Genomic DNA, 19,835 nt, shown 5'->3' on the forward strand with positions numbered 1-19,835 from the left:
ACCGCACGAAGCGCGGCCCGGACCTCGGTGTGCGGGAGCGCGCGGTGGTGGCTTGTGGTGTGCCCATTCACCTTCGGCAGGGCCTCGACCGCCTGGTCGACCGGGTTGTCCGGGCGGTAGTTCCGACCCACGCACCAGCGGAACACGGCGGCGATCCGGTGCCGGGCCTTCCGCGCGGCGGCAGGCTTCGAGTTCCAGATCGGCGCGAGGCACCGCAGCACGTCCGCGCTCGTGATCCGGTCCACCGACTTGTCGAGGAGAGGGGCGGCATGGAGCCGGAACGTGGACTCCCACTGCTCGGGAAGCGGGCTCCCGACCTTCCACGCCTCGCGGTGCAACTCGATGGTCTTCTCGGCGGCCTCGGCGAACGTCGGGACGCCGCGAAGACCATTGAACTACACCGCGAGGCGTGGAAGGCCGGGAGCCCGCTTCCCGAACAGTGGGAGTCCACGTTCCGGCTGCACGCCGCGCCGCTCCTCGACAAGCCGGTGGACCGGATCGAGAGCGCGGACGTGCTCCGGTGTCTCGCGCCGATCTGGAACTCGAAGCCCGCCGCCGCGCGAAAGGCCCAGCACCGGATCACTGCGGTCTTCCGGTGGTGTATCGGTCGGAACTACCGGCCGGACAACCCGGTCGAGCGCGCGGTCGTTGCACTGCCGAAGGCGAACGGCCACACGACAACGCACCACCGAGCGCTGCCCCACGGAGAGGTCTCCGCCGCGCTCCGGGCGGTTCGCGGGACTACCGACACGCACCCCTCGGCGGTTCTGTGCGTCGAACTGATCGTGCTGACGGCGGTTCGTCCCGGCGAGGCACGGGGCGCGCTCTGGGACGAGATCGACATGGACGCGGCAAGGTGGACGATTCCCGCTTCGAGGATGAAGGCGGGCCGCGAGTTCGTTGTGCCGCTCAGCGCAGGCGCACTGGACGTACTGGACCGGGCGCGCAAGCTGGCGACCGAATCGCCGCTGGTGTTTCCGTCGCGGACCGGCGGGCCGCTGCCGCCGAAAGCACCGCTCAGGGTGCTCAAGCGCGCCGGGGCTGCCTCGACGCTGCACGGGTTCCGGTCGAGCGCCCGGTCGTGGATGGCGGAGTCCGGCGTCCCGGCCGAGGTCGCCGAGGCCTGCCTCGCCCACGTCCCGAGAAGCCAAGTCGTTCAGGCGTATCAGCGGTCCGATTTGTTGACGCGCCGCGCCGAAGTCATGCAGGCGTGGAGCGAGTACCTCGGGTAGCCACACCCCTCCCACGACCCCGATCAGCACGGCCTTTCCACCTCCGTAGCGCGGTCGGCGGGCAGCCGCGACCGGGTTGCCCCCATCCACGTCGGCGGGCCGGGTCGAACCGTCCTCGTCGGACCGGCTTCCACACCTCTGGACGATCACTCGACAATTTGCCAATGGGGGTGTCTCTGCCGCGCCGCTGGCGGCGGCCTCGAACGGCTCTCGGACAACGTCGGACGACCCCGAACGACTACGGACGAAGTAGGTCATTTCCTACAGTTGACGCCCCTCTGAACAGCCTTTCAGCGTTCGAGCATGGAGACGCTGGAAGGACAGTTCATTTCGCGGATCAGCGCGTTTCTCGGGCGCTCGGGCCTGAGCCGGACCGCGTTCGGCAAGAGGGCGGTGGGCGACCCGAATCTGATGCGCCAGATCGACCGTGGCCGATCGCCGTCGCTGAGGACGGCGGACCGGATTCTCGCGTTCATCGCGGAGCAGAACGGTGAGTGCCGACGTGCGGGGGATCGGCTTCGACGTCCGCGACACCGAAGACCGACCAGCAAGCAGCGAACAAAGAGGAGGAGCATGACGATGACCGGGAACCCCAACGAACAGAGAACGAAACCGCCGACGCGCTTCCTGCGGCTGCCGGAGGTGATGGAGCGCACCGGCCTGTCGCGGAGCACGATCTATGTCCGGGTGGCTGCGGGGCGCTTCCCCCGGCCGGTCGCGCTGGGCGGGCGTGCAGTCGGCTGGATCGAGGCCGAGGTGGACGAATGGGTCCGCGAGCGCATCGCCGAGAGCCGGTTCGACGGCGATCAGGCCCGTGAGCGCGGCGGGGCCGCGCACGGGGACCACGAGGCCGGTTGGCGGGCGGCGGAAGCCCGCCCGGTTCGATGATACGGCGCGCTGGAAGCGGCCAGGGAACAGCCCGTTGGCCACGCCTTGGGGAGTCAAGCCAGCGTACCCGGTGTAAGACACCGGGCTGGCGAGGGGATGGCGCCGCCCCCCTTCGATCCCCACCAAGATCCGCGCGCCGCTGCGGCGCGCGGGCGGGGGCTCCGCCCCCCGTCCCCCGTGTTGGCCGGTCGTCCGATGAGTGACCGGCGCCCCGCAACCGTCTCCGCCCGCGTGTCGGCGGCCGAACTCGCCGACTGGCGGGCCAAGGCCGCGGCCGCTGGCGTCCCGCTATCGGCGCTCGTCCGGGAGGCCATGGCCCGAACGCGGACATGGACCGCCCCGGCGACCGAGGTCGAGCGCGAGCGTACCAAACAGGTCGCGCGGATCGGCAACAACCTCAACCAGATCGCTCGCTGGGTGAATACCCACAAGGCGGCCATCGAGGCCGTCGAGGTGATCGCCCACCTGATCGCCATCGAGCGGGCGCTCCGGGCACTGGCCCGTGTCGGAAGCCCGGACGCGGATGCTCGTTAAGTTCCTCGCCCACGGGACCGGATCGGCCCGCAAGGCGGCCCGCTATCTCCTCGGTGAGCGTGACGCGGCCGGGAAGCCGCGCGAAGATGTCGAAGTCCTGCGCGGGGACCCGAACCAAGTGGCCGATGTGGCCGACACTCTGGCCTTCGAGCACAAGTACACCTCCGGCGTGATCGCATGGGCACCGGAGGACGAACCCACCGAAGAACAGATCGACGCGGTTCTCGACGCGTTCGAGGAGACGGCCTGGGCCGGGCTCGAACCCGACCGCTACGCTTGGGCGGCGGTGCTCCACCGGGAGCAGGGCGGCGGTGCCCATGTCCATGTCTTGGCCGCACGCTGCGACCTTGAGACCGGGCGGAGCGTCAACATCGCCCCTCCGGGCTGGGAGAAGACGTTCGGCCCGTTCCAAGACGCCTTCAACCACGAACACGGCTGGAGCCGACCCGACGACCCGGCGCGGGCCAGAGTGCAGCAGCCCGGACACCGCGCCTACGTCGAAGCTGCCCAGCTGCGCGCCGGGCTCCGGATCGAAGCCTCCCCCCGCGACCTGATCCGGGACTACCTGCTCCAGCGCGTCGAGCACGGCGCGGTGAAGGACCGCTTCGATGTCGTCGCCGCGCTCCGGGAGGCGGGCTTGGAAGTGCCGCGCCAAGGCAAGAACTACCTGACCGCGATGGACCCCGAGACCGGAGACCGTTGGCGGCTGAAGGGACGGCTCTACGCCTTTGACTTCCAGCGCGAACGACTTGACCGAGCGGATACCGAGGCGGTTGGAGCACGAGCACAGGGAAATCGGGGAGTTCACCCCGAGCGAGCTCGCGCGGCCCGCCGAGAACTCGCCGCGCGCCGCGAGGAACGCGTTGCATACCATCGAGCGCGATACGGGGGTAGCGACCGGGCGGATGCGCGCGCTGCTGCCGAGGGCTTGGCTCCGACTGCTGACATTCGGTCTGAGCCTCTGGCTCGGCATCTTCGGCGGAAGCTGGGCGACGATGCGGTGGCTGCGGACGCGCATCCCAGCCCGGATCGAGACGGACACCAACCTGGACGTCGACATCGAGGAGGCCCGGCGGACGCTCGTGCGGATGGAGGTGGACACCTGGCGGATCGCACTTCTGAAGATCGAGGTAGAGCAGGCCGTGGTGTTGTCGGCGGGGACGCTGGACAAACCGCGCTGGACCTGGCGCGAGCGGCCTGCCGCAAGGCTCTCAAGAGAGTGAGGAAGCTGTATGAACGAGTTGGAACGGCAGTTGACGGCGGCCTTGAAGAGGTTGTCCGAGCAGTACGAGACGGAGCAGCGGCGGCACTCCGGGCAGGTCGAAGCCTTGCGGCGGCACGTCGAGCGGCTGAGCGCGGAGAACGACACCTTAAGGCGGCAAATCGAGCGGCTGAACGCGCAAGTGACGCGCTTGAAGGAGTACTACGGGACATCCGCCGCCGCGAGACCGCGCGGCCACGGCTGGTGATAACGCCGCCGCGCAGGCCGGACCGCGATGCCGGACCGAGCCGGTGAGGGTGCCCCATATCAGGAAGTCGGCTGTGCGGGATCGAGAGGACGGCCACTTGCGAATGAGCGATACCGGCACGCGGGAGGGCGGCACCCGGACCGTCGCCAACGAAACCCGGCGGGCTGCCCTGGGTTGTCAACCCCTTGGACGACCAAGCATTATTGGTCAGCGGGCATGTCAACGGAAAACGGTTCAATAGGAACAGCGAGGAGAGCTTCGAGGCGATGGTGCTGAAGCGTGGATGCCGCAGGGTATGCCACCGAGCGGGTTCTACGCCTCCCGACCGCAGCCCGAACGACGTGCCGGGCCACACCACCTGCGATTCCCACGTGCCGTTGGAACTTCTTGGCGTCCACGGAGTCGAGCCGCCGACACTCGGGGAGGACATTCCGTGAACGGTTTTCGGTTCATCGACCTTTTCGCGGGCATCGGGGGGCTGCGTCGTCCGTTCGAGGAGATCGGCGGCAGGTGTGTGTTCACGTCCGAGTGGGACCGCTTTTGCAAGCAGACCTATTCGGCCAACTTCCCGGAGAGTGCCGACCACCAGTTCGTCGGGGACATCCGACCCTACTCGTCCCTTCCCGAGATGATTCCGGCGCACGATGTCGTGCTCGCGGGATTCCCGTGCCAGCCGTTCTCGATCGCCGGAGTCTCCAAGAAGAACGCTCTGGGCCATCCCCACGGTTTCCTGTGCGACACCCAGGGAACGCTGTTCCACGATCTGGCGAAGATCATCGCCCACCACCGTCCCTCGGCCTTCCTCCTCGAGAACGTGAAGAATCTGAAGAACCATGACCGTGGGCGAACGTTCGCGACGATCCTGCACGTCTTGGAGACCGAACTCGGATACAACATCCGCACGAGGATCGTGAACGCCTCCCCGTGGGTGCCTCAGAAGCGCGAACGCATATTCATCGCCGGGTTCGAGCGGGACACCGGATTCGACTTCGACGATCTTGAAGTCCCGACCGGGAACCACCCTACCCTTGAAACCATCTTGGAGGCGGACGTCGATCCCAAGTACACGCTGAGCGAACACCTCTGGACCTATCTCCAGAACTACAAGAAAAAGCACCGCGCGGCCGGGAACGGGTTCGGCTACTCGCTGTTCGGACGGGGAGATGTGGCTCGGACGCTCTCGGCCCGCTACTACAAGGACGGCTCCGAAATCCTTATCCGGCAAAACGGTCTTCCACGACGGCTCACGCCACGGGAATGCGCGAGGCTGATGGGGTTCGACGAGCCGGACGCACCGACGTTCGAGATTCCCGTCTCGGACACGCAGGCCTACCGTCAATTCGGCAACGCGGTCGTGGTTCCCGTGGTACGTGCCATCGCACGGCTCATGGCCCCCCACATCGAGGGCGCTGTTGCATGAGGCGCGGACAGCTTCGCGACCACTTCACGGGAGTCGGCGCCAAGTACCTGTCCGCAGTTGATGCGGAGCCGAAGAGGTCCAACCAGCATGAGATCGGCGTGACGCCAGACATGAGGAGGCAGGTCCTGGGCGAACGCAAACAACGCTTCAACGTTCGCTATGTCTGGCTTGGCGAGGAGCAAGGCACGCTTGCCGCCGACGGGAGCGCCGCTCCCGAGCCCGACGAGCCGGGCGGGTTCACTTCCTACGCCCCGGCCACATACTACGACGCGAGGGAGAATCAGCCCCACCGTTCGCCGGAATGGCGGCTCTACTATTCCGCGAATCCCGTCACGGAGGCCATGAGGGAGGGCGATGCGCTGTTCTTGGCGATGCACAATGATGGACTGCTCTACTTCGTCGTCGCCGCTGCGGGGTCCACAGGCGAGCAGCAGCTCTCATGGCTCTTCGGAGTAAGCCCCGGCAAGTCCTTTCTCGCGCGCGAGATCGAGGCCGACGAGCCCTTGGGGTTCGCCGCCCGCTACATTTTCGACGAACTCGGGGTGGTGTTCGAGGAGGCCGATGAGGCCAGACTGGACGGCATCATCGAGCAGTTCGGCACAGTGTTTCCCAAGACCGCCGATTTCTCCGAACTCGCGCGCAACACCTTGCAGGATGCCGTCAGCCCGGAAGATGATCCGGACGGTGCACTCCTTGCTTGGCTGGAGCATGAGGAGGCCCTCTTCCGCCGCCTTGAGCGCAAGGTCGTGGCGGAACACCTCCGGGACGGCTTCGTCACCGAGGATGAGGTCGACGTGGATGGTTTCCTGCGTTTCTCGCTCAGCGTCCAGAATCGGCGGAAGGCGCGGATGGGCCATTCTCTGGAGCACCAAGCGGCGGCGGTCTTCCGCGCCCGCAAGCTGTCGTTCGACCGCGGTCCGATTACGGAACACAACCATCGGCCGGACTTCCTTTTCCCCGGCATCGAGGCATATCGGGCCGCCGCCACGGGGTGGTGGTGCTTGGCAATGCTCGGGGCCAAGTCGAGTTGCAAGGACCGCTGGCGGCAGGTTCTGGTCGAGGCGGAGAAGATTCCGGACAAGCACCTCCTGACACTCGAACCCAGTATATCCGAGTCCCAGACGCACCAAATGACCGTCGCGAAGCTTCAACTGGTCGTGCCCCATGCCATCCACGCCAGCTACACCGCGAACCAGCAGGCATGGCTATGGACGTTCGAGGAATTCATCACGGAAGTCGAGGCGCGACAGCGATGACGAATGGGAGACCGGAGCCATGGCTCCGCAGCCGAACCGGACGACGCGGCCGCTGGTAGAGGGGAGGCCTGGGAGCGATCCGCTCACTGCCCGACAGCGCAGCGAGTTGATGGGCCGGATCCGCTCCAAGGACACGAAGCCCGAGATGATGGTCCGGCGGCTCGTTCACGGCATGGGCTACCGCTACCGCCTCCACGCCAAGGAACTGCCGGGCCGTCCCGATCTGGTGTTCCGACCGCGCCGCAAGGCGATCTTCGTCCACGGCTGCTTCTGGCACCGCCATACGGGCTGCCCGGCAAACCGGCTCCCAACCACCCGGCGCGAGTTCTGGCGGCAAAAGCTGGACGGCAACGTCCGCCGCGACCGACGAAACGAGGGGGCCTTGGAGGAGATGGGCTGGCGCGTTCTGGTCGTCTGGGAGTGCGAGACGAAGGACCTGGATCATCTGGCCGACGCGGTCAGGAGGTTTCTTGGCCACGCCCATGGACAACCGCGGGTCCCGAGCAAGGCCGCCACAAGGGCACATTCGCACCCTTGACCATTTCCGCCCATGGCGACCAAGGCAGGGAACGGCTCTCTTGGGCGGTCACCGCGCCAGCAGGGCTGACGATAGGAGGATCACGCTGTGGAGCTATTCGCCTTTCAGTTGCTGTACGACAACATCCACGACTTCAAGACCACCGCGATGCATGTCGAGTCGGAGATCCGACATCACGGCATACGCAGTGATAGCGACGGCACCGTGCCCACCATGCAAGGCCGCAAGCACCGGGACATGTGGGTGTCGATGAAGACGGTCTCGCACTACAACCTCGGAGTCGCGTTGGAGTTGATGCTGAAGCTGATCCTTCACCTGACCAACAAGCCCATCCCTCGGGGGAAGCAGGGTCACTGTCTAGCGAAGCTGTACGGGCAGATTCCCGAGGAGTACCAAGATCGGCTTGAGTCCACATATCGAAGCGTGCTTCCTGCCGACGGCCTGACCCTTATTGCATTCGCCTGCACTCCGACACGCCGGACGCCTCCACAGCCTCCCGTCAACAGAGAGATCTCAAACCTTCAGGGCTGGTTCGAGTACCTTGATAGCGATCTGAGATGGTGGGAGAAGCGTTACTCGTGGGAGGCGCTGGACGGTGGGCGCTGGTGTCACCACCTCAGCGACATCTCTACCTTCGTAGAACTCATCAACCGCGTAATGCTCCAGATCGAGAGACCTTCGGTGGCCGGGGTGGGGGAATGACGTGCCAACGTTCGCGTCCGTGGCATTCGCTAATCCCCCCAGAAGTGTCCAGCTGCATCCGATAGGGTCGCATGGCTTCTCGTCCCAAATCTGCATATCTTGAGTGATACATGAGTCGATATGATCCACCATAAGTCGTTGTTCACTCGTACGTTATAGTTTCATACGATAGTTCCGCCCGAACTGGGCGACCTCGACGGGCTGGAAGTGCTGGCGCTCCACGCCAACGGCCTGTCGGGCTCGATCCCGCCCGAGCTGGGGGACCTCGCGAGCCTTTTGTTCCTGAACCTGAGTACCAACGACCTTTCGGGTGCGATTCCACCGGAACTCGGCGACCTCGCGAGCCTAACGACGCTGCAGCTCTTCACCAACGGCCTGTCGGGCGGGATCCCGGCCGAACTCGGCAACCTCGCCAGCCTGAGCGAACTGGACCTGAGCTCCAACAACCTCTCGGGTGCGATCCCGCCCGAACTCGGCGGCATCGCCAGCTTGGAGTACCTGTCGCTCCACACCAACGGCCTGTCAGGAGCGCTCCCGGAGAGCTTCCTGCAGCTGACCCGATTGGAGTCGCTGGCCGTCAGGGGCACCTCGATCTGCGTTCCCGGGAGCGCCGCGTTCACCGCGTGGCTGGCCGGGCTCGAATACCAGGATGCCGGCGACCTGGACCGCTGCGTCAGTCCCGACCGGGCCCCGCTGGCGGCGCTTTACGAAGCGGCCGGCGGGTCCAAGTGGACGAACAGTGCCGGTTGGCTGACCGACGCACCACTGGAGGAGTGGTTCGGCGTGGAGACGGACGCTTCCGGGAGGGTCACGAAGTTGGGCCTCGGCGCCAATAACCTCTCCGGTTCGATTCCACCGGAACTCAGCGACCTCGCGAGCCTGACGACGCTGGAACTCTTCACCAACGGCCTGTCGGGCTCGATCCCGCCGGAGCTCGGCAACCTTGACGAACTGGAGCTGCTGGCGCTCCACGCCAACGGCCTAACGGGAGGGCTCCCGCCCGAGCTCGGCGACCTCGCGAACCTTGTGTTCCTGGAGCTTTTCGGAAACCAGTTGACGGGTCCCATTCCGCCGGAGCTCGGCACCTCGCCAGCCTGACCTCCCTGAACCTCGGCGGGAACAACCTGTCGGGCTCGATCCCGCCGGAGCTGGGGGACCTCGCCAGCCTGACGAGCCTGTCGCTCCACACCAACGGCCTGTCGGGAGCGCTCCCGGAGAGCTTCCTGCAGCTGACCCGATTGGAGGTGTTGGCCGTCCCGGGCACCTCGATCTGCGTTCCCGGGAGCGCCGCGTTCACCGCGTGGCTGGCCGGGCTCGAATACCACGACACCGGCGAACTGGACCGCTGCGTCGGTTCCGACCGGGCCGGGTGGACGCTTGCGGGGGGGTCACGGAGTTGGTCGGAGACGTTCCCGCGGGAACGCCTCCGCAAGTCGGTCACCTTGAAGCACCCCCCTGCTGATACCAGATTGAGCCTGTTCCAGGGCTTCATCCGGCGGGACGGACAGGTGTCGAGTCCCTCTGCCTGAAGAAAACACCCCGCATACGTTCCCGCGGGAACGTCCGGAACGCTCGGAAACGTTCCCGCGGGAACGTCCCTGACCCGCGACTGACCAGGAAACTCCGGAAACCCAATGAGATCTCTCTCTGGTGTGCATCCGCCCGTGGCCACGCCTTTTGGCGAGGACGGCGAACTGGCACTCGACGCGTTCGACAACAACCTGCGCGAGTGGCTCTCGCACCCCGTCGCCGGCATCGTCGTCGCGGGCTCCACGGGAGAGGCCCCGCTCCTCGACCGCCGCGAGCTTTGCGCGCTGGTGGAGACGACCGCCGCGCGTATCGGAGACCGCACGCTCACGGTCGGGACGGGGGCCGAGTCCACGCGCGAGGTGATCTCCGTGACCCGCGAGGTGGCGGGCCTCGGCGCCGACGCCGTCCTCGTGCGCTCCGGCTCGTACTATCTGAAGGCGATGAAGCCGGGTGTGGTGCGCGATCACTTCCTGGCGGTGGCGGACGCGTCGCCGGTGCCCGTCATCCTCTACCACATCCCGCAGTTCGTTCCGGTGCACCTGACGCCGGATCTCGTCGGCCGGCTCGTCGAGCATCCCAACATCATCGGGATCAAGGATTCCTCGGGAGACCTCAGGAACCTCGGAGCCCTGATCGAGGCATGCGGCCGCGATGCGCAGGTGCTCGTGGGCTCGGGAGCGCTCCTCTACGCGGCGCTGGAGGCGGGAGCGGTCGGCGGCATCCTCGGCGTGGCCGTGGTCGCGACGCGGTCGTGCTGCCAGATCTTCGACGCCTGGCGGGAAGGCGACCATCGCCGCGCCGGCGCGATGCAGGAGCGCGTGGCTCCGCTACACAAGCGCCTCGTGGCAGAGGGAGGAATCGCCGCCGTGAAGGCCGCGCTCGACCGGCTCGGTCTCTACGGCGGCCCCACGCGGAGCCCGCTCAAGCCGGCCGACGACGCCAAGCTCGCCATGGTCGATGCCGCCCTGGAAGCCGCCGCCCTCGGCGTCTCCGCCTGAGCCCGGCCCGAAGCCGTTCCCGGGTCGCCATATTGAAGCTATGAGCACCAGCAGCGACGGCATTGCGCCAGAGTCCCTGGCGGAGCTTCAAGCGGCGATCTCCCAATGGCACGAAGCCCGCAAGGAGATGGCGAGCGAAGACGAGGATCGCCTCTGGGAAAAGCTCCGTCTCGAGTGGAACTACAACAGCAACCACATCGAGGGGAACACACTCACATACGACGAGACGGAACTTCTCCTGCTTCACGACCAGGCCGTCGGTTCGCATCCACTGCGTGACTACGAGGAGATGAAGGCGCATAACGTCGCCATCAGCCTGGTCCGGAGACTTGCGCCAGCCGAACCGCCCCTCACTGCAGCCGATATCAGAGAACTGAACCGGGTCCTCCTCAAGGAGCCTTTCTGGAAGTCGGCGGAGACGCCCGACGGCGGGGCGACCCGCAAGTGGATCGAACCGGGGAAGTACAAGACGGAGCCGAACCACGTGCGGACGCGTGCGGGGGAACTCCACAGGTTCGCCGAGCCCGAAGAGACGCCCGCGCGCATGGAAGAGTGGGTACGCGAGTTCCGCAGCGACCTGGCCCGGACGGACTACCCGCTCCCGGAGTTTCTGGCCGAATCGCACTGGTCGTTCGTCAACATCCATCCCTTCGATGACGGAAACGGACGCACGGCGCGACTCATCACGAACTACATTCTCCTCCGCAAGGACCTGCTTCCGATCGTGATCAAGAGCACGGACCGCGACCGATACTTCGGGGTTCTCCGTCGGGCGGACGCGGAAGACGGCCTCCCGCTCGCGGAGTTCATGCTCGCTCAACTCCTATGGTCGCTCGACCTCGGAGTTCGCGCGGCGCGCGACGAACCGATCGCCAACCCGGAGGAGTTGGTCACGGCAAGAACCCGAATAGAAAGCCGGCCATACAGTGTTCAATGAGAGCGTGCGCTGCGTCGTCGTCGTGGGCGCGCAGTGGGGAGACGAAGGGAAGGGGAAGATCGTGGACGTGCTCGCCGAGCAGGCCACGATCGTGGCGCGCTACCAGGGTGGCGCGAACGCGGGGCACACGGTGCGGGTGGGGGAGGGCGCCGACGAGGAGGAGTTCATTCTCCACCTCATCCCCTCCGGGATCCTGAATCCGGAGACGCGCTGCCTCCTCGGCAACGGGGTCGTCGTGGACCCGTGGGTGCTGAAGCGTGAGATGGACGCGCTTCGCGGCCGCGGGATCGACCTCGACGGTCGGCTCGGGCTCAGCCGGCGGGCGCATCTCGTCCTCCCCTATCACCGGCTGCTCGATGCCGCGCAGGAGGACAGCCGGGGCTCGAAGAAGATCGGGACGACGGGGCGGGGGATCGGTCCGGCGTACCGCGACAAGATCTCGCGCACGGGGCTCCGCGCCGGCGATCTGCGCAACCTCGACTACACGCACGAGATCGTGGCGGGGGCGGCGGTGCGCGCCAATGTCGCGCTGGCGGGACTCGGCGACGATCGGCGGGTGGATGAGGACGAGGTGATGTCGCAGCTGGAGGAGGTGCGCCCGGCCATGGTGGCACTGCTGACGGACGCGGGGGACGAGATCCGCGGCGGGCTGGCGACCGGCGGACGCATCCTCCTCGAGGGAGCGCAGGGGGCGCTGCTCGACATCGACCATGGGACATATCCCTTCGTCACGTCCTCGACGACGACGGCGGGAGGCGCCGCCTCGGGGGTTGGGATCGGCCCCACGCTCATCGACGAGGTGATCGGCGTGGTGAAGGCCTACATCACGCGGGTAGGCGAGGGTCCGCTGCCGACGGAACTTGCCGAGGCGGAGGCCGAACGGCTGCGGCAGCTCGGCGGCGAGTTCGGCGCCACGACGGGCCGTCCCCGCCGCCCCGGCTGGTTCGACGGCAGCGTCGCGCGCTACGCGGCCGGCGTGAACGGCCTCACCGGCCTCGCGGTCACCAAGCTGGACGTGCTCGACACCTTTGAGACGGTCCAGCTATCCACCGGCTACGAACTAGACGGCGCCCCGGTCTACTCGTTTCCGGATTCCGTCGCGGATCTGGCCCGCGTGTCCCCCGTCTACGAGCGCTGGGTGGGCTGGAACGCGGACACGACGGGGTGCCGGGCCTTCGACGACCTTCCCGGCTCAGCGCGCCGCTACCTCGCCCGGATCGAGGAAGTCTGCGCCACACCGATCCGCTTCGTCGGCGTCGGCGCCGCCCGCCGCGAGACGATCGCCCTGTCCGCGGACGCCGCTGCCTGACTCGTTGCCTGAAGTCTCGGAAAGCCCTAAACTGCGCGGCTCAATACGGATCGGGTGCGGGCGGTGCGGCGCCTTCTCGAGACGCGAATGGAGACCTTCCAATCGCGTTTTTTTTTCGGTCGCGAAGCAGCCCGGTCCGGTCGGCCGTTGGATCGTCTTGAGAGTGGTGGATGTTCGAACGTCTCGGTGACCGGCTCGACGGTGCGCTGAAGAAGTTGCGCCAGCGCGGCGTCATCACGGAAAAAATGCTGGACGAGGGGCTGCGCGAGGTGCGGCGCGCCCTGCTCGAGGCGGACGTCAACTTCCGGGTCGCGCGCAACTTCCTCGCCAAGGTGAAGGAACGCGCCCTCGGCGAGGACGTGCTGAAGTCGGTCCGGCCGGGCGACCAGATCGTGAAGATCGTTCACGACGAACTGGTCGCCCTGCTGGGCGAGGCGGCGCCGGAGGCGTCGGAGGCGGCGGTCCCGCCGACGGTGATCATGCTCGTCGGCCTGCAGGGGTCGGGGAAGACGACCACGGCGGCGAAGCTGGGGCGGCGCCTGGCGACGGAAGGCCGGCGGCCGGGGCTCGTGGCGTGCGATCCTTACCGTCCGGCGGCGCCGGAGCAGTTGGAGGCGCTGGCGAAGCGGGTGGACGTCCCGCTCCTGGCGCGGCCGAGCGGCGAGGACATGGCGGAACTCGCGCGCGGCGCGCTGGACGAGGCGAGGAAGAGCGGGGTCACGCACCTGCTGCTGGACATGGCGGGCCGGCTGCAAGCGGACGAGGAGTTGCTGGACGAACTCCGTCGCGTGAAGGCGGCCGTGGAGCCGCAGCAGGTCCTGCTCGTCGCCGACGGCATGACCGGGCAGGAGGCGGTGCGGATCGCCGAGGGCTTCCACGGTGCGGTGGGACTCACGGGGGTCGTCCTCACGAAGATGGACGGCGATGCCCGCGGGGGCGCGGCGCTCTCGATCTACAGCGTGCTCGGCGTGCCGATCCGCTTCGTCGGGACGGGCGAGCGGCCCGAGGACCTCACGGTCTTCGATCCGGAGCGCATGGCCGGACGGATCCTCCAGATGGGGGACATCGTCGGCCTCGTGGAGCGCGCGCAGCAGACGGTCGACCTCGGCGAGACCGAGCGCTTGCAGAAGAAGATGCTGGGGGGGAAGGGAGACTTCGATCTCGCGGACTTCCTGACCTCGATCCAGCAGATCCAGAAGATGGGACCCCTGAAGGGGTTGCTGAAGATGATGCCGGGTGTCGACGCGAGCATGCTGGAGCAGGCGAACGTCGACCCTCGACGGGTGAGGCACCTGGAGGCGATCATCCTCTCGATGACGCCGGAGGAGCGGAAGCGGCCGGAGATCCTGAACGGGTCGCGCCGGGCGCGGATCGCCAAGGGATCGGGACGGCCGGTGCACGAGGTGAACCGCCTGCTGAAGCAGTTCCGCGAGATGCGGAAGATGATGAAGAAGATGGGCAAGCTCATGCCCCGGATGATGGCCGGAGGTCCCGGCGACCTCGGCCGCCTGATGGGCTGAAATCGGGACGGAATCGGAGAACTGAATGGCGACGACAATCAGACTCAAGCGGCGTGGGGCGAAGAAGGCGGCCTCTTTCCGCATCATCGTGACGGATTCGCGGGAAGGGACGGCGGGCGCCTCGATCGAGCGCCTCGGGCTCTACAACCCGCGTACGCAGCCGTCGCTCGTGCGGATCAACGCCCAGCGCACGCTGCATTGGCTCAACGAGGGCGCGCAGCCGAGCGACACGGTGCGCTCGCTGCTCCGGAAGACGGGCGTGTGGCAGCAGTTCCACGACGGCGTGGATCCGGCCTCGCTCGAAACGGCGATCATCGAGATCGGCCCGCCGCCCGGACAGCGCGGCACCTCGCAGCGCCCGAAGCCGAGCGCCGAAGCCCCGCCCGAGCCCGAGCCCGAGCCGGAACCTGAGGCCGCGCCGGAGCCGGAGCCGGAGCCGCCTGCCGCGGAGGAAGCCGCACCGGTCGAAGCCAAGGCCGAGGCAGCCGCTCCGGCAGACGAATCCGCCGCCGAGGCGACCGAAGATGCCACTGAGGCGGGCGACGCCGGCGACGCCGCGGACGACGCTGGCGACGCGGCGGACGACGCTGGCGACGCGGACGACTAGCCTCACCGGCAGCCCCGTTGCGGTGATGTCCGACGCGCCCGTGATCGTGGCCCGCATCGTCCGGCCTCACGGGATCCGCGGCGGGCTGCTCCTGCAAGCCGAGACCGACCATGCCGAGGCGCTCTTCGAGGCGGGTCGGCGGCTCCAGCTCGTCGACTCGGACGCCCGGGCGCTCACGCTCGAGACGGCGAGGCCGCACAGCGGGCGCTGGCTCGTCGAGGTCCGCGAAGTGGCGGACCGCACGGCGGCCGAGGGGCTCCGCGGCGCGCGCCTGGGCGTCCCCCGCGACGAACTGCCCGACCTGCCCCAAGGGGGCTATCTCCTGCATGATCTGATCGGCATGTCGGTGTGCGAGGCGGGCGCGGCCATCGGCGTGATCAGGGACGTCTACGATCAGCCGGGCGCGCCGCTCCTCGCGCTGGAAGTCGGCGGCCGCGAGCGGCTCATCCCCTTCCAGGCCGATCTGGTGGTGGAGCTGGATTTCGAAGCGGGGGAGGTCCACATGACGCTCCCCGCCGGCCTGCTCGATATCTGAGCGCCTTGAGCTCCCGGCCGGCCGCGCGCGACGAGACGCCGATGCGCATCAACGTCCTCACGATCTTTCCCGGCTACCTCGAGGGTCCGCTGGGCCTCTCGATCCCGGGCCGCGCGCGCGAGGCGGGGCTCGTCGACTACCGGCTCATCGACCTGCGCGACTACACGGCGGACCGCCACCGGACGACGGATGACGAGCCCTTCGGCGGCGGGGGCGGGATGGTGATGAAGCCCGAGCCTTTCGACGCGGCGCTAACGGCGCTGGACCGCCCGGGGCGCGTGGTCTCGCTCTCCCCGCGCGGGCGGCCGTTCGACCACGAGGCGGCGGTGCGCTTCGCGCTCGAGTCCGACCTCACGCTCCTCTGCGGACGCTACAAGGGGATCGACGAACGGGTCGTGGACGCCCGGGTCGACGAGGAGATCTCGATCGGTGACTACGTCCTCAGCGGGGGCGAGCCGGCCGCGCTCGTCGTCATCGACGCCGTGGTGCGTCTCCTGCCGGGGGCGCTCGGCGATCACGATTCGGCCGCCTCCGACTCGTTCTACGAGGGGCGCCTCTCCGCTCCCGCCTACACCCGGCCCGCCGAGCACGGCGGCCGATCGGTGCCGGACGTGCTCCGGTCGGGGGATCACTCCCGCATCGACCGCTGGCGCGCCGCGCAGGCCGATGCGGCCACGCGCCTCCGCCGTCCCGACCTCCTGGATCTCGACGCCGCCGACTGAGTTCGCCAGCGGAGCGGATTTTGGCGCGCGCCCGTCGACAATGGTATACTAAAAGGCTGCGGCCGTACCCATCGTCACATCGCCGCAACCCTCCCGTGACAGAGTTTGGGACGCAGCTCGAGACGATACAGAGACGTAGAGAAACAAGGATAGACGAACGATGGATCCCAGAATCGCCGGCATCGAGGAGGGGTATAAGCGCACGGACCTTCCGGCTTTCGCGCCGGGGGACACGGTGCGCGTCCGCGTGCGCGTGAAGGAAGGCCAGAAGGAGCGCGTGCAGCCGTTCGAGGGCGTCTGCATCAGTCGCCGCGGGGCGGGGATCAACGCGACCTTCACTCTGCGGCGGATCTCGGGCGGCGTCGGCGTCGAGCGGATCTTCCCCCTCCACTCCCCGTGGATCGCGGGGCTCGAGGTGGTTCGGCGCGGTGATGTCCGGCGGGCCAAGCTCTACTACCTGCGCCAGCGCCGCGGCAAGCGGGCCCGGGTGCGCGAGCGGAAGTGGTGGCTCGACAAGAAGCAGGACGGCTGACGCAGGCTCCGCTCGACTACGAAGAAGAGGGCTGGGCTTCCGGCCTGCGCGTGGTCGTCGGGATCGACGAGGCCGGCATGGGTCCGGTGGCGGGTCCCGTCATGGTGGGGGCCGTCGCGCTCCACCCCGGCCAGCAGTTCGAGGGCTGTACGGACAGCAAGCAGGTCCCCCCGGCCCGCCGTGAGGAACTCGCCCGACGCATCCGCGCGGAGAGCCTTGCCTGGCGCGTCGCGGCCGCCTCGACCCGTGAGATCGAACGCCTCAACGTCCGCGCGGCGACCATCGTGGCCATGCGCCGTGCGCTCGATCGCTTGCCCCTCGAGGCGGATCTCGTGCTCGTGGACGGCAACCCGGTGCCGGAACTCGGCGAGCACCGCTCGATCGTCGGTGGAGACCGGGCCTCGCATTCCATCGCCTGCGCCTCGATCCTCGCGAAGGTCACGCGCGACCGCCTGATGCGGCGCCTCGGCGCACGATACCCGCTCTACGGCTGGGCGTCCAACAAGGGATACCGGACCCGCGAGCACATGGAGGCGATCCGGCGGCACGGCCCGACGCCGCACCACCGGGTCACCTTCCAGGGCGTCCTGCAGAGGGAGTTCGAGTTCGATCCGGAGTTCAGTCCGGAAGCCTGAGGGCGGGCGGCAGGCCTGCGCTCGCGTCCCCGCCGTACCAGCTCGCGATGACCGTCTCGGCCGGCTTGCCCTGCGGCGAGTAGTCGGTCGCGATCCAGTCTCCGGCCGGGGATCCCGCGTACCACTTCCAGGCGAACCCGCCCGCGAACCAGGGACGATTCCACCACACGCGGAAGAGCGCCTCGTAGGCGGCGGACTGCGCCTCGTAGTTCGCCGGCACGCCGCGCGCCCGCCGTCCCTCCGGCAGTTCCCACTGGCGCCCGGCGGCCCCGTCCACGCTGCGGTAGCCGTACTCGGCGAACAGAATCGGCTTGCCGGTGGCGATGGCGACTTCGCGCAACTCCTCGCTCCACGGCTGCCACGCCTCGACCAGCGTCTCCATGTCCGGCGTGGCGTCCCGGGCGAGTGGGAAGTAGGCGTCGACGCCCACGAGGTCGAGGGCATCCCAGAACTCGATGAAGGCGTACTTGTCCCAGTTCGCCGCGTAGGTGAGCCGGCCCCCGTAGATCGCGCGCACCTCCTCGATGAGCGCCCGCCAGTAGTCGGGCCGCGCGAGCGCCACGAGATCGACCTCCGTCCCCACGCTCATCATCTCCACATCCATCGAGTCGGCGACCTGCGCGAAGCGGAGGATGTACTCCCGGTATCCGGAGAGGAACGTCTCCCAATCCTCCTCCGTCTCGGGCTCGTACTCCCCCGGCCAGCCCTGTCCGCGCACCCAGAGGTGGGGCTTCAGGAGCACGGAGAGCCCACTCGCGCGGGCGTATTCGATCGTCTTCGCTACGCCGTTACTCCGTTCGCCCCAGAACTGGCGCTCGCGGTCGAAGGCGACGCGGGGCTGGGCGGGATCCACGAAGGCGTAAGGGACGACGGCGACCCAGTTCGCCCCCGCCAGGGCAGCGGGCACGAGCGCGTCCGGCGCCAACTCCCGTCGCGGGGCGGAAAAGGAGAGGCCGCGGATCTTCTGCTCGGGCTCGATATTCGCCGCAGCGACGGCCAGGCGGCCGGACAGGATCGCATCCCGCTCCGCCCCGCCCGACCCACAGCCCGCGAGGGACAGCGCCAGGGTCAGCCCGCAGGCGGACAGCGCGAGGGTCAGCCTGCGGGCCGTCACCGCCAACCTCAAAACCGGAGTTCTCATTCTCAGTGTTCTCATACTCATCTATACCATCGTGCCTTTCGGCACCTCGAATCTCAACACGTTCGCGACTCTTCCCGTGCGAGCCGCCATCGTCCCCCGTACGAGCCGCGACCTCGTGTCGGGTTCACGCGCCCGTGGTGTCGCCGCCAGCGTCCCACTTGAACGAAGCCCGGGTCCGGGGTTTCTTGTGCCCATGAATGCGCCCACGCATGCGGAACCCTTCGACTTCGACGGAGCCTACGGCGGCGACTACGAGTACATCGCCCGCACCGTAATCCCCGGCTACAGGAGTTCGTTCCGGCAGGCGCTCGCCCTCCTGAGGGGACGCTTGGGGCCGCGGCCGCGCGTGCTGGTCGTCGGGGCCGGGACCGGCATCGAGATGGTCACCTTCAAGACGGCGGAGCCAGGGTGGCGGCTCAGTGGCGTCGATCCGTCGCGCCAGATGATCGACATCGCCGAGCACCGGATGCGGGAGGCGGGCGTGGCCGACGGCGTCCGGCTCGTCCACGGGCACGTCTCCGACCTCGAGGAAGGGGATTTCGACGCCGCCACCTGCTTCAACGTCATGCACTTTCTCCCCGATGACGGCGCCAAGCAGTCGCTCCTGCGCGACATCGCCCGCTGTCTCGCGCCCGGCGCGCCCTTCCTGCTGTTCGAACTGCACGGAGACCGCGAGGGCCCCCGCTTCGATGAACTCTTCGCGGCATGGAGCCGCTACTGGGAGATCCAGGGGATGGGAGAGACGGAGCGGGCGGCGTTCCGGGCGAAGATCGAGGAGGGCATCCACTGGGCTTCCGAGGCGCGCCTTCTCGAACTGCTCGCGGGCGAGGGATTCGAGGACGCGTGGCGCTACTATCGGGCGCTCCTCTACGGCGCCTGGATCTCCCGCCGCGCGCGGTAGCGCCGTAACCGGCCGCGACGTTCCCGCGGGAACGTCTCAGCTCCCCGGGTCCAGCTCCGGGAAGTAGCTCGAGAAGAAGCCGCGGTCGCGGGTGAGGAAGCGGTCGGCGGCTGCGACTGCGTGGGCGCCGATCAGGAAATCCGTGATGATGCGGTCCCGGGTGCCTCCCGCCTCGCGATAGCGTCCCCATCGGTGACCGGCATCGTGCGCCATCGTCGGGTCGATCGGGGATACGACGACATTGACCTCCCGGAGCGCCCGGTCGAGCGTTTCCCGATCCAGGAAGGCGGGCGCCAACTCGGCGTATACGACGGTCGAGACGATGATCGCCCCGGCGTCATACGCTGCCACCAGCCAATTCCTCGAGGTCGCCCCGTGCCGCTCGTCCTGCAGAAAGATGTCCAGGAGGACGCTGGTATCCACCGCGGT

The 19,835-nt window shown here is 68.0% G+C and carries 22 protein-coding genes and 3 pseudogenes; 22 read left to right on the forward strand and 3 right to left on the reverse strand.

The annotated features are described in order from the left end of the window. On the reverse strand, positions 1-338 hold a 338-nt coding region (locus ACOOGH_RS00945), incomplete at its 3' end, for a phage integrase central domain-containing protein (protein ID WP_420447143.1). On the opposite strand from ACOOGH_RS00945, the gene ACOOGH_RS00950 reads away from it, so the two are divergent. From ACOOGH_RS00950 to ACOOGH_RS01050, 21 genes and pseudogenes are all read left to right on the forward strand, one after another. Further along, complete coding sequence (locus ACOOGH_RS00950; protein WP_420447144.1) at positions 270-1,232, forward strand: tyrosine-type recombinase/integrase; 963 nt, start codon at positions 270-272, stop codon at positions 1,230-1,232. The genes ACOOGH_RS00945 and ACOOGH_RS00950 overlap by 69 nt on opposite strands. 579 nt (positions 1,233-1,811) lie before the next feature. Continuing rightward, positions 1,812-2,027, forward strand: a pseudogene (locus tag ACOOGH_RS00955) (helix-turn-helix transcriptional regulator); the annotation flags it as partial. A gap of 288 nt (positions 2,028-2,315) precedes the next feature. After that, complete coding sequence (locus tag ACOOGH_RS00960; RefSeq protein WP_420442123.1) at positions 2,316-2,654, forward strand: MobC family plasmid mobilization relaxosome protein; 339 nt, start codon at positions 2,316-2,318, stop codon at positions 2,652-2,654. After that, positions 2,644-3,081, forward strand: a pseudogene (locus tag ACOOGH_RS00965) (relaxase/mobilization nuclease domain-containing protein); the annotation flags it as partial. The gene ACOOGH_RS00960 and the pseudogene ACOOGH_RS00965, both read left to right, overlap by 11 nt. Positions 3,082-3,427: 346 nt before the next feature. Further along, positions 3,428-3,877: a hypothetical protein gene (locus ACOOGH_RS00970; protein WP_420447145.1), complete on the forward strand. Its 450-nt coding sequence runs from the start codon at positions 3,428-3,430 to the stop codon at positions 3,875-3,877. Positions 3,878-3,886: 9 nt separating this feature from the next. After that, the gene (locus ACOOGH_RS00975) at positions 3,887-4,123 is read left to right on the forward strand and encodes an MbeD/MobD family mobilization/exclusion protein (RefSeq protein ID WP_420447146.1); all 237 of its coding nucleotides are present in this window, start codon (positions 3,887-3,889) and stop codon (positions 4,121-4,123) included. A gap of 442 nt (positions 4,124-4,565) precedes the next feature. Continuing rightward, a pseudogene (gene dcm, locus ACOOGH_RS00980) lies at positions 4,566-5,543 on the forward strand (DNA (cytosine-5-)-methyltransferase); the annotation flags it as partial. Further along, positions 5,540-6,799, forward strand: a complete 1,260-nt coding sequence (locus ACOOGH_RS00985; protein WP_420447147.1) for a type II restriction endonuclease — start codon at positions 5,540-5,542, stop codon at positions 6,797-6,799. The pseudogene dcm and the gene ACOOGH_RS00985, both read left to right, overlap by 4 nt. A 19-nt stretch (positions 6,800-6,818) precedes the next feature. Next, positions 6,819-7,337, forward strand: coding sequence for a very short patch repair endonuclease (locus tag ACOOGH_RS00990; RefSeq protein ID WP_420447148.1), 519 nt, complete (start codon positions 6,819-6,821; stop codon positions 7,335-7,337). An 87-nt stretch (positions 7,338-7,424) separates the two neighbouring features. Next, a complete protein-coding gene (locus tag ACOOGH_RS00995) occupies positions 7,425-8,039 on the forward strand; it encodes a hypothetical protein (RefSeq protein ID WP_420447149.1) in 615 nt (204 codons plus the stop codon). Between the two features lie 207 nt (positions 8,040-8,246). Further along, positions 8,247-9,137, forward strand: coding sequence for a hypothetical protein (locus tag ACOOGH_RS01000; RefSeq protein ID WP_420447150.1), 891 nt, complete (start codon positions 8,247-8,249; stop codon positions 9,135-9,137). Positions 9,138-9,286: 149 nt separating this feature from the next. After that, a complete protein-coding gene (locus ACOOGH_RS01005; RefSeq protein WP_420447151.1) occupies positions 9,287-9,568 on the forward strand; it encodes a hypothetical protein in 282 nt (93 codons plus the stop codon). Positions 9,569-9,673: 105 nt separating this feature from the next. Beyond that, positions 9,674-10,567 (forward strand): dihydrodipicolinate synthase family protein, encoded by an 894-nt coding sequence (locus ACOOGH_RS01010; RefSeq protein WP_420447152.1) that lies wholly within the window; start codon positions 9,674-9,676, stop codon positions 10,565-10,567. A gap of 40 nt (positions 10,568-10,607) precedes the next feature. Beyond that, complete coding sequence (locus ACOOGH_RS01015; RefSeq protein ID WP_420447153.1) at positions 10,608-11,504, forward strand: Fic family protein; 897 nt, start codon at positions 10,608-10,610, stop codon at positions 11,502-11,504. Between the two features lie 4 nt (positions 11,505-11,508). Next, the gene (locus ACOOGH_RS01020) at positions 11,509-12,813 is read left to right on the forward strand and encodes an adenylosuccinate synthase (RefSeq protein ID WP_420447339.1); all 1,305 of its coding nucleotides are present in this window, start codon (positions 11,509-11,511) and stop codon (positions 12,811-12,813) included. Positions 12,814-12,983: 170 nt separating this feature from the next. Continuing rightward, positions 12,984-14,333, forward strand: a complete 1,350-nt coding sequence (ffh, locus tag ACOOGH_RS01025) for a signal recognition particle protein (protein WP_420447154.1) — start codon at positions 12,984-12,986, stop codon at positions 14,331-14,333. 25 nt (positions 14,334-14,358) lie between these two features. Continuing rightward, positions 14,359-14,940, forward strand: coding sequence for a 30S ribosomal protein S16 (rpsP, locus tag ACOOGH_RS01030; RefSeq protein ID WP_420447155.1), 582 nt, complete (start codon positions 14,359-14,361; stop codon positions 14,938-14,940). After that, positions 14,858-15,475 carry a ribosome maturation factor RimM gene (gene rimM, locus ACOOGH_RS01035; protein WP_420447156.1) on the forward strand — a complete coding sequence of 206 codons (618 nt, stop codon included), beginning with the start codon at positions 14,858-14,860 and terminating at the stop codon, positions 15,473-15,475. The genes rpsP and rimM overlap by 83 nt, the downstream gene beginning before the upstream one ends. 41 nt (positions 15,476-15,516) lie before the next feature. Continuing rightward, positions 15,517-16,197: a tRNA (guanosine(37)-N1)-methyltransferase TrmD gene (gene trmD, locus ACOOGH_RS01040; protein WP_420447157.1), complete on the forward strand. Its 681-nt coding sequence runs from the start codon at positions 15,517-15,519 to the stop codon at positions 16,195-16,197. A 160-nt stretch (positions 16,198-16,357) separates the two neighbouring features. Continuing rightward, positions 16,358-16,729 carry a 50S ribosomal protein L19 gene (gene rplS / locus ACOOGH_RS01045; protein WP_420447158.1) on the forward strand — a complete coding sequence of 124 codons (372 nt, stop codon included), beginning with the start codon at positions 16,358-16,360 and terminating at the stop codon, positions 16,727-16,729. Continuing rightward, positions 16,702-17,364 carry a ribonuclease HII gene (locus ACOOGH_RS01050; RefSeq protein ID WP_420447159.1) on the forward strand — a complete coding sequence of 221 codons (663 nt, stop codon included), beginning with the start codon at positions 16,702-16,704 and terminating at the stop codon, positions 17,362-17,364. Before rplS ends, ACOOGH_RS01050 begins: the two co-directional genes overlap by 28 nt. On the opposite strand, the gene ACOOGH_RS01055 is transcribed toward ACOOGH_RS01050, so the two are convergent. Continuing rightward, positions 17,348-18,478, reverse strand: coding sequence for a glycoside hydrolase family 113 (locus ACOOGH_RS01055; RefSeq protein WP_420447160.1), 1,131 nt, complete (start codon positions 18,476-18,478; stop codon positions 17,348-17,350). The two genes, ACOOGH_RS01050 and ACOOGH_RS01055, sit on opposite strands and share 17 nt — an antisense overlap. Before the next feature lie 220 nt (positions 18,479-18,698). Here ACOOGH_RS01055 and ACOOGH_RS01060 point away from each other — a divergent pair, with 220 nt between their 5' ends. After that, the gene (locus ACOOGH_RS01060) at positions 18,699-19,406 is read left to right on the forward strand and encodes a class I SAM-dependent methyltransferase (RefSeq protein ID WP_420447161.1); all 708 of its coding nucleotides are present in this window, start codon (positions 18,699-18,701) and stop codon (positions 19,404-19,406) included. A 36-nt stretch (positions 19,407-19,442) separates the two neighbouring features. On the opposite strand, the gene ACOOGH_RS01065 is transcribed toward ACOOGH_RS01060, so the two are convergent. Continuing rightward, complete coding sequence (locus ACOOGH_RS01065) at positions 19,443-19,829, reverse strand: type II toxin-antitoxin system VapC family toxin (protein ID WP_420447162.1); 387 nt, start codon at positions 19,827-19,829, stop codon at positions 19,443-19,445. Positions 19,830-19,835 lie beyond the last annotated feature (6 nt).

The sequence above is a fragment of the Candidatus Palauibacter sp. genome, from assembly GCF_965213655.1.
Classification (GTDB): domain Bacteria; phylum Gemmatimonadota; class Gemmatimonadetes; order Palauibacterales; family Palauibacteraceae; genus Palauibacter.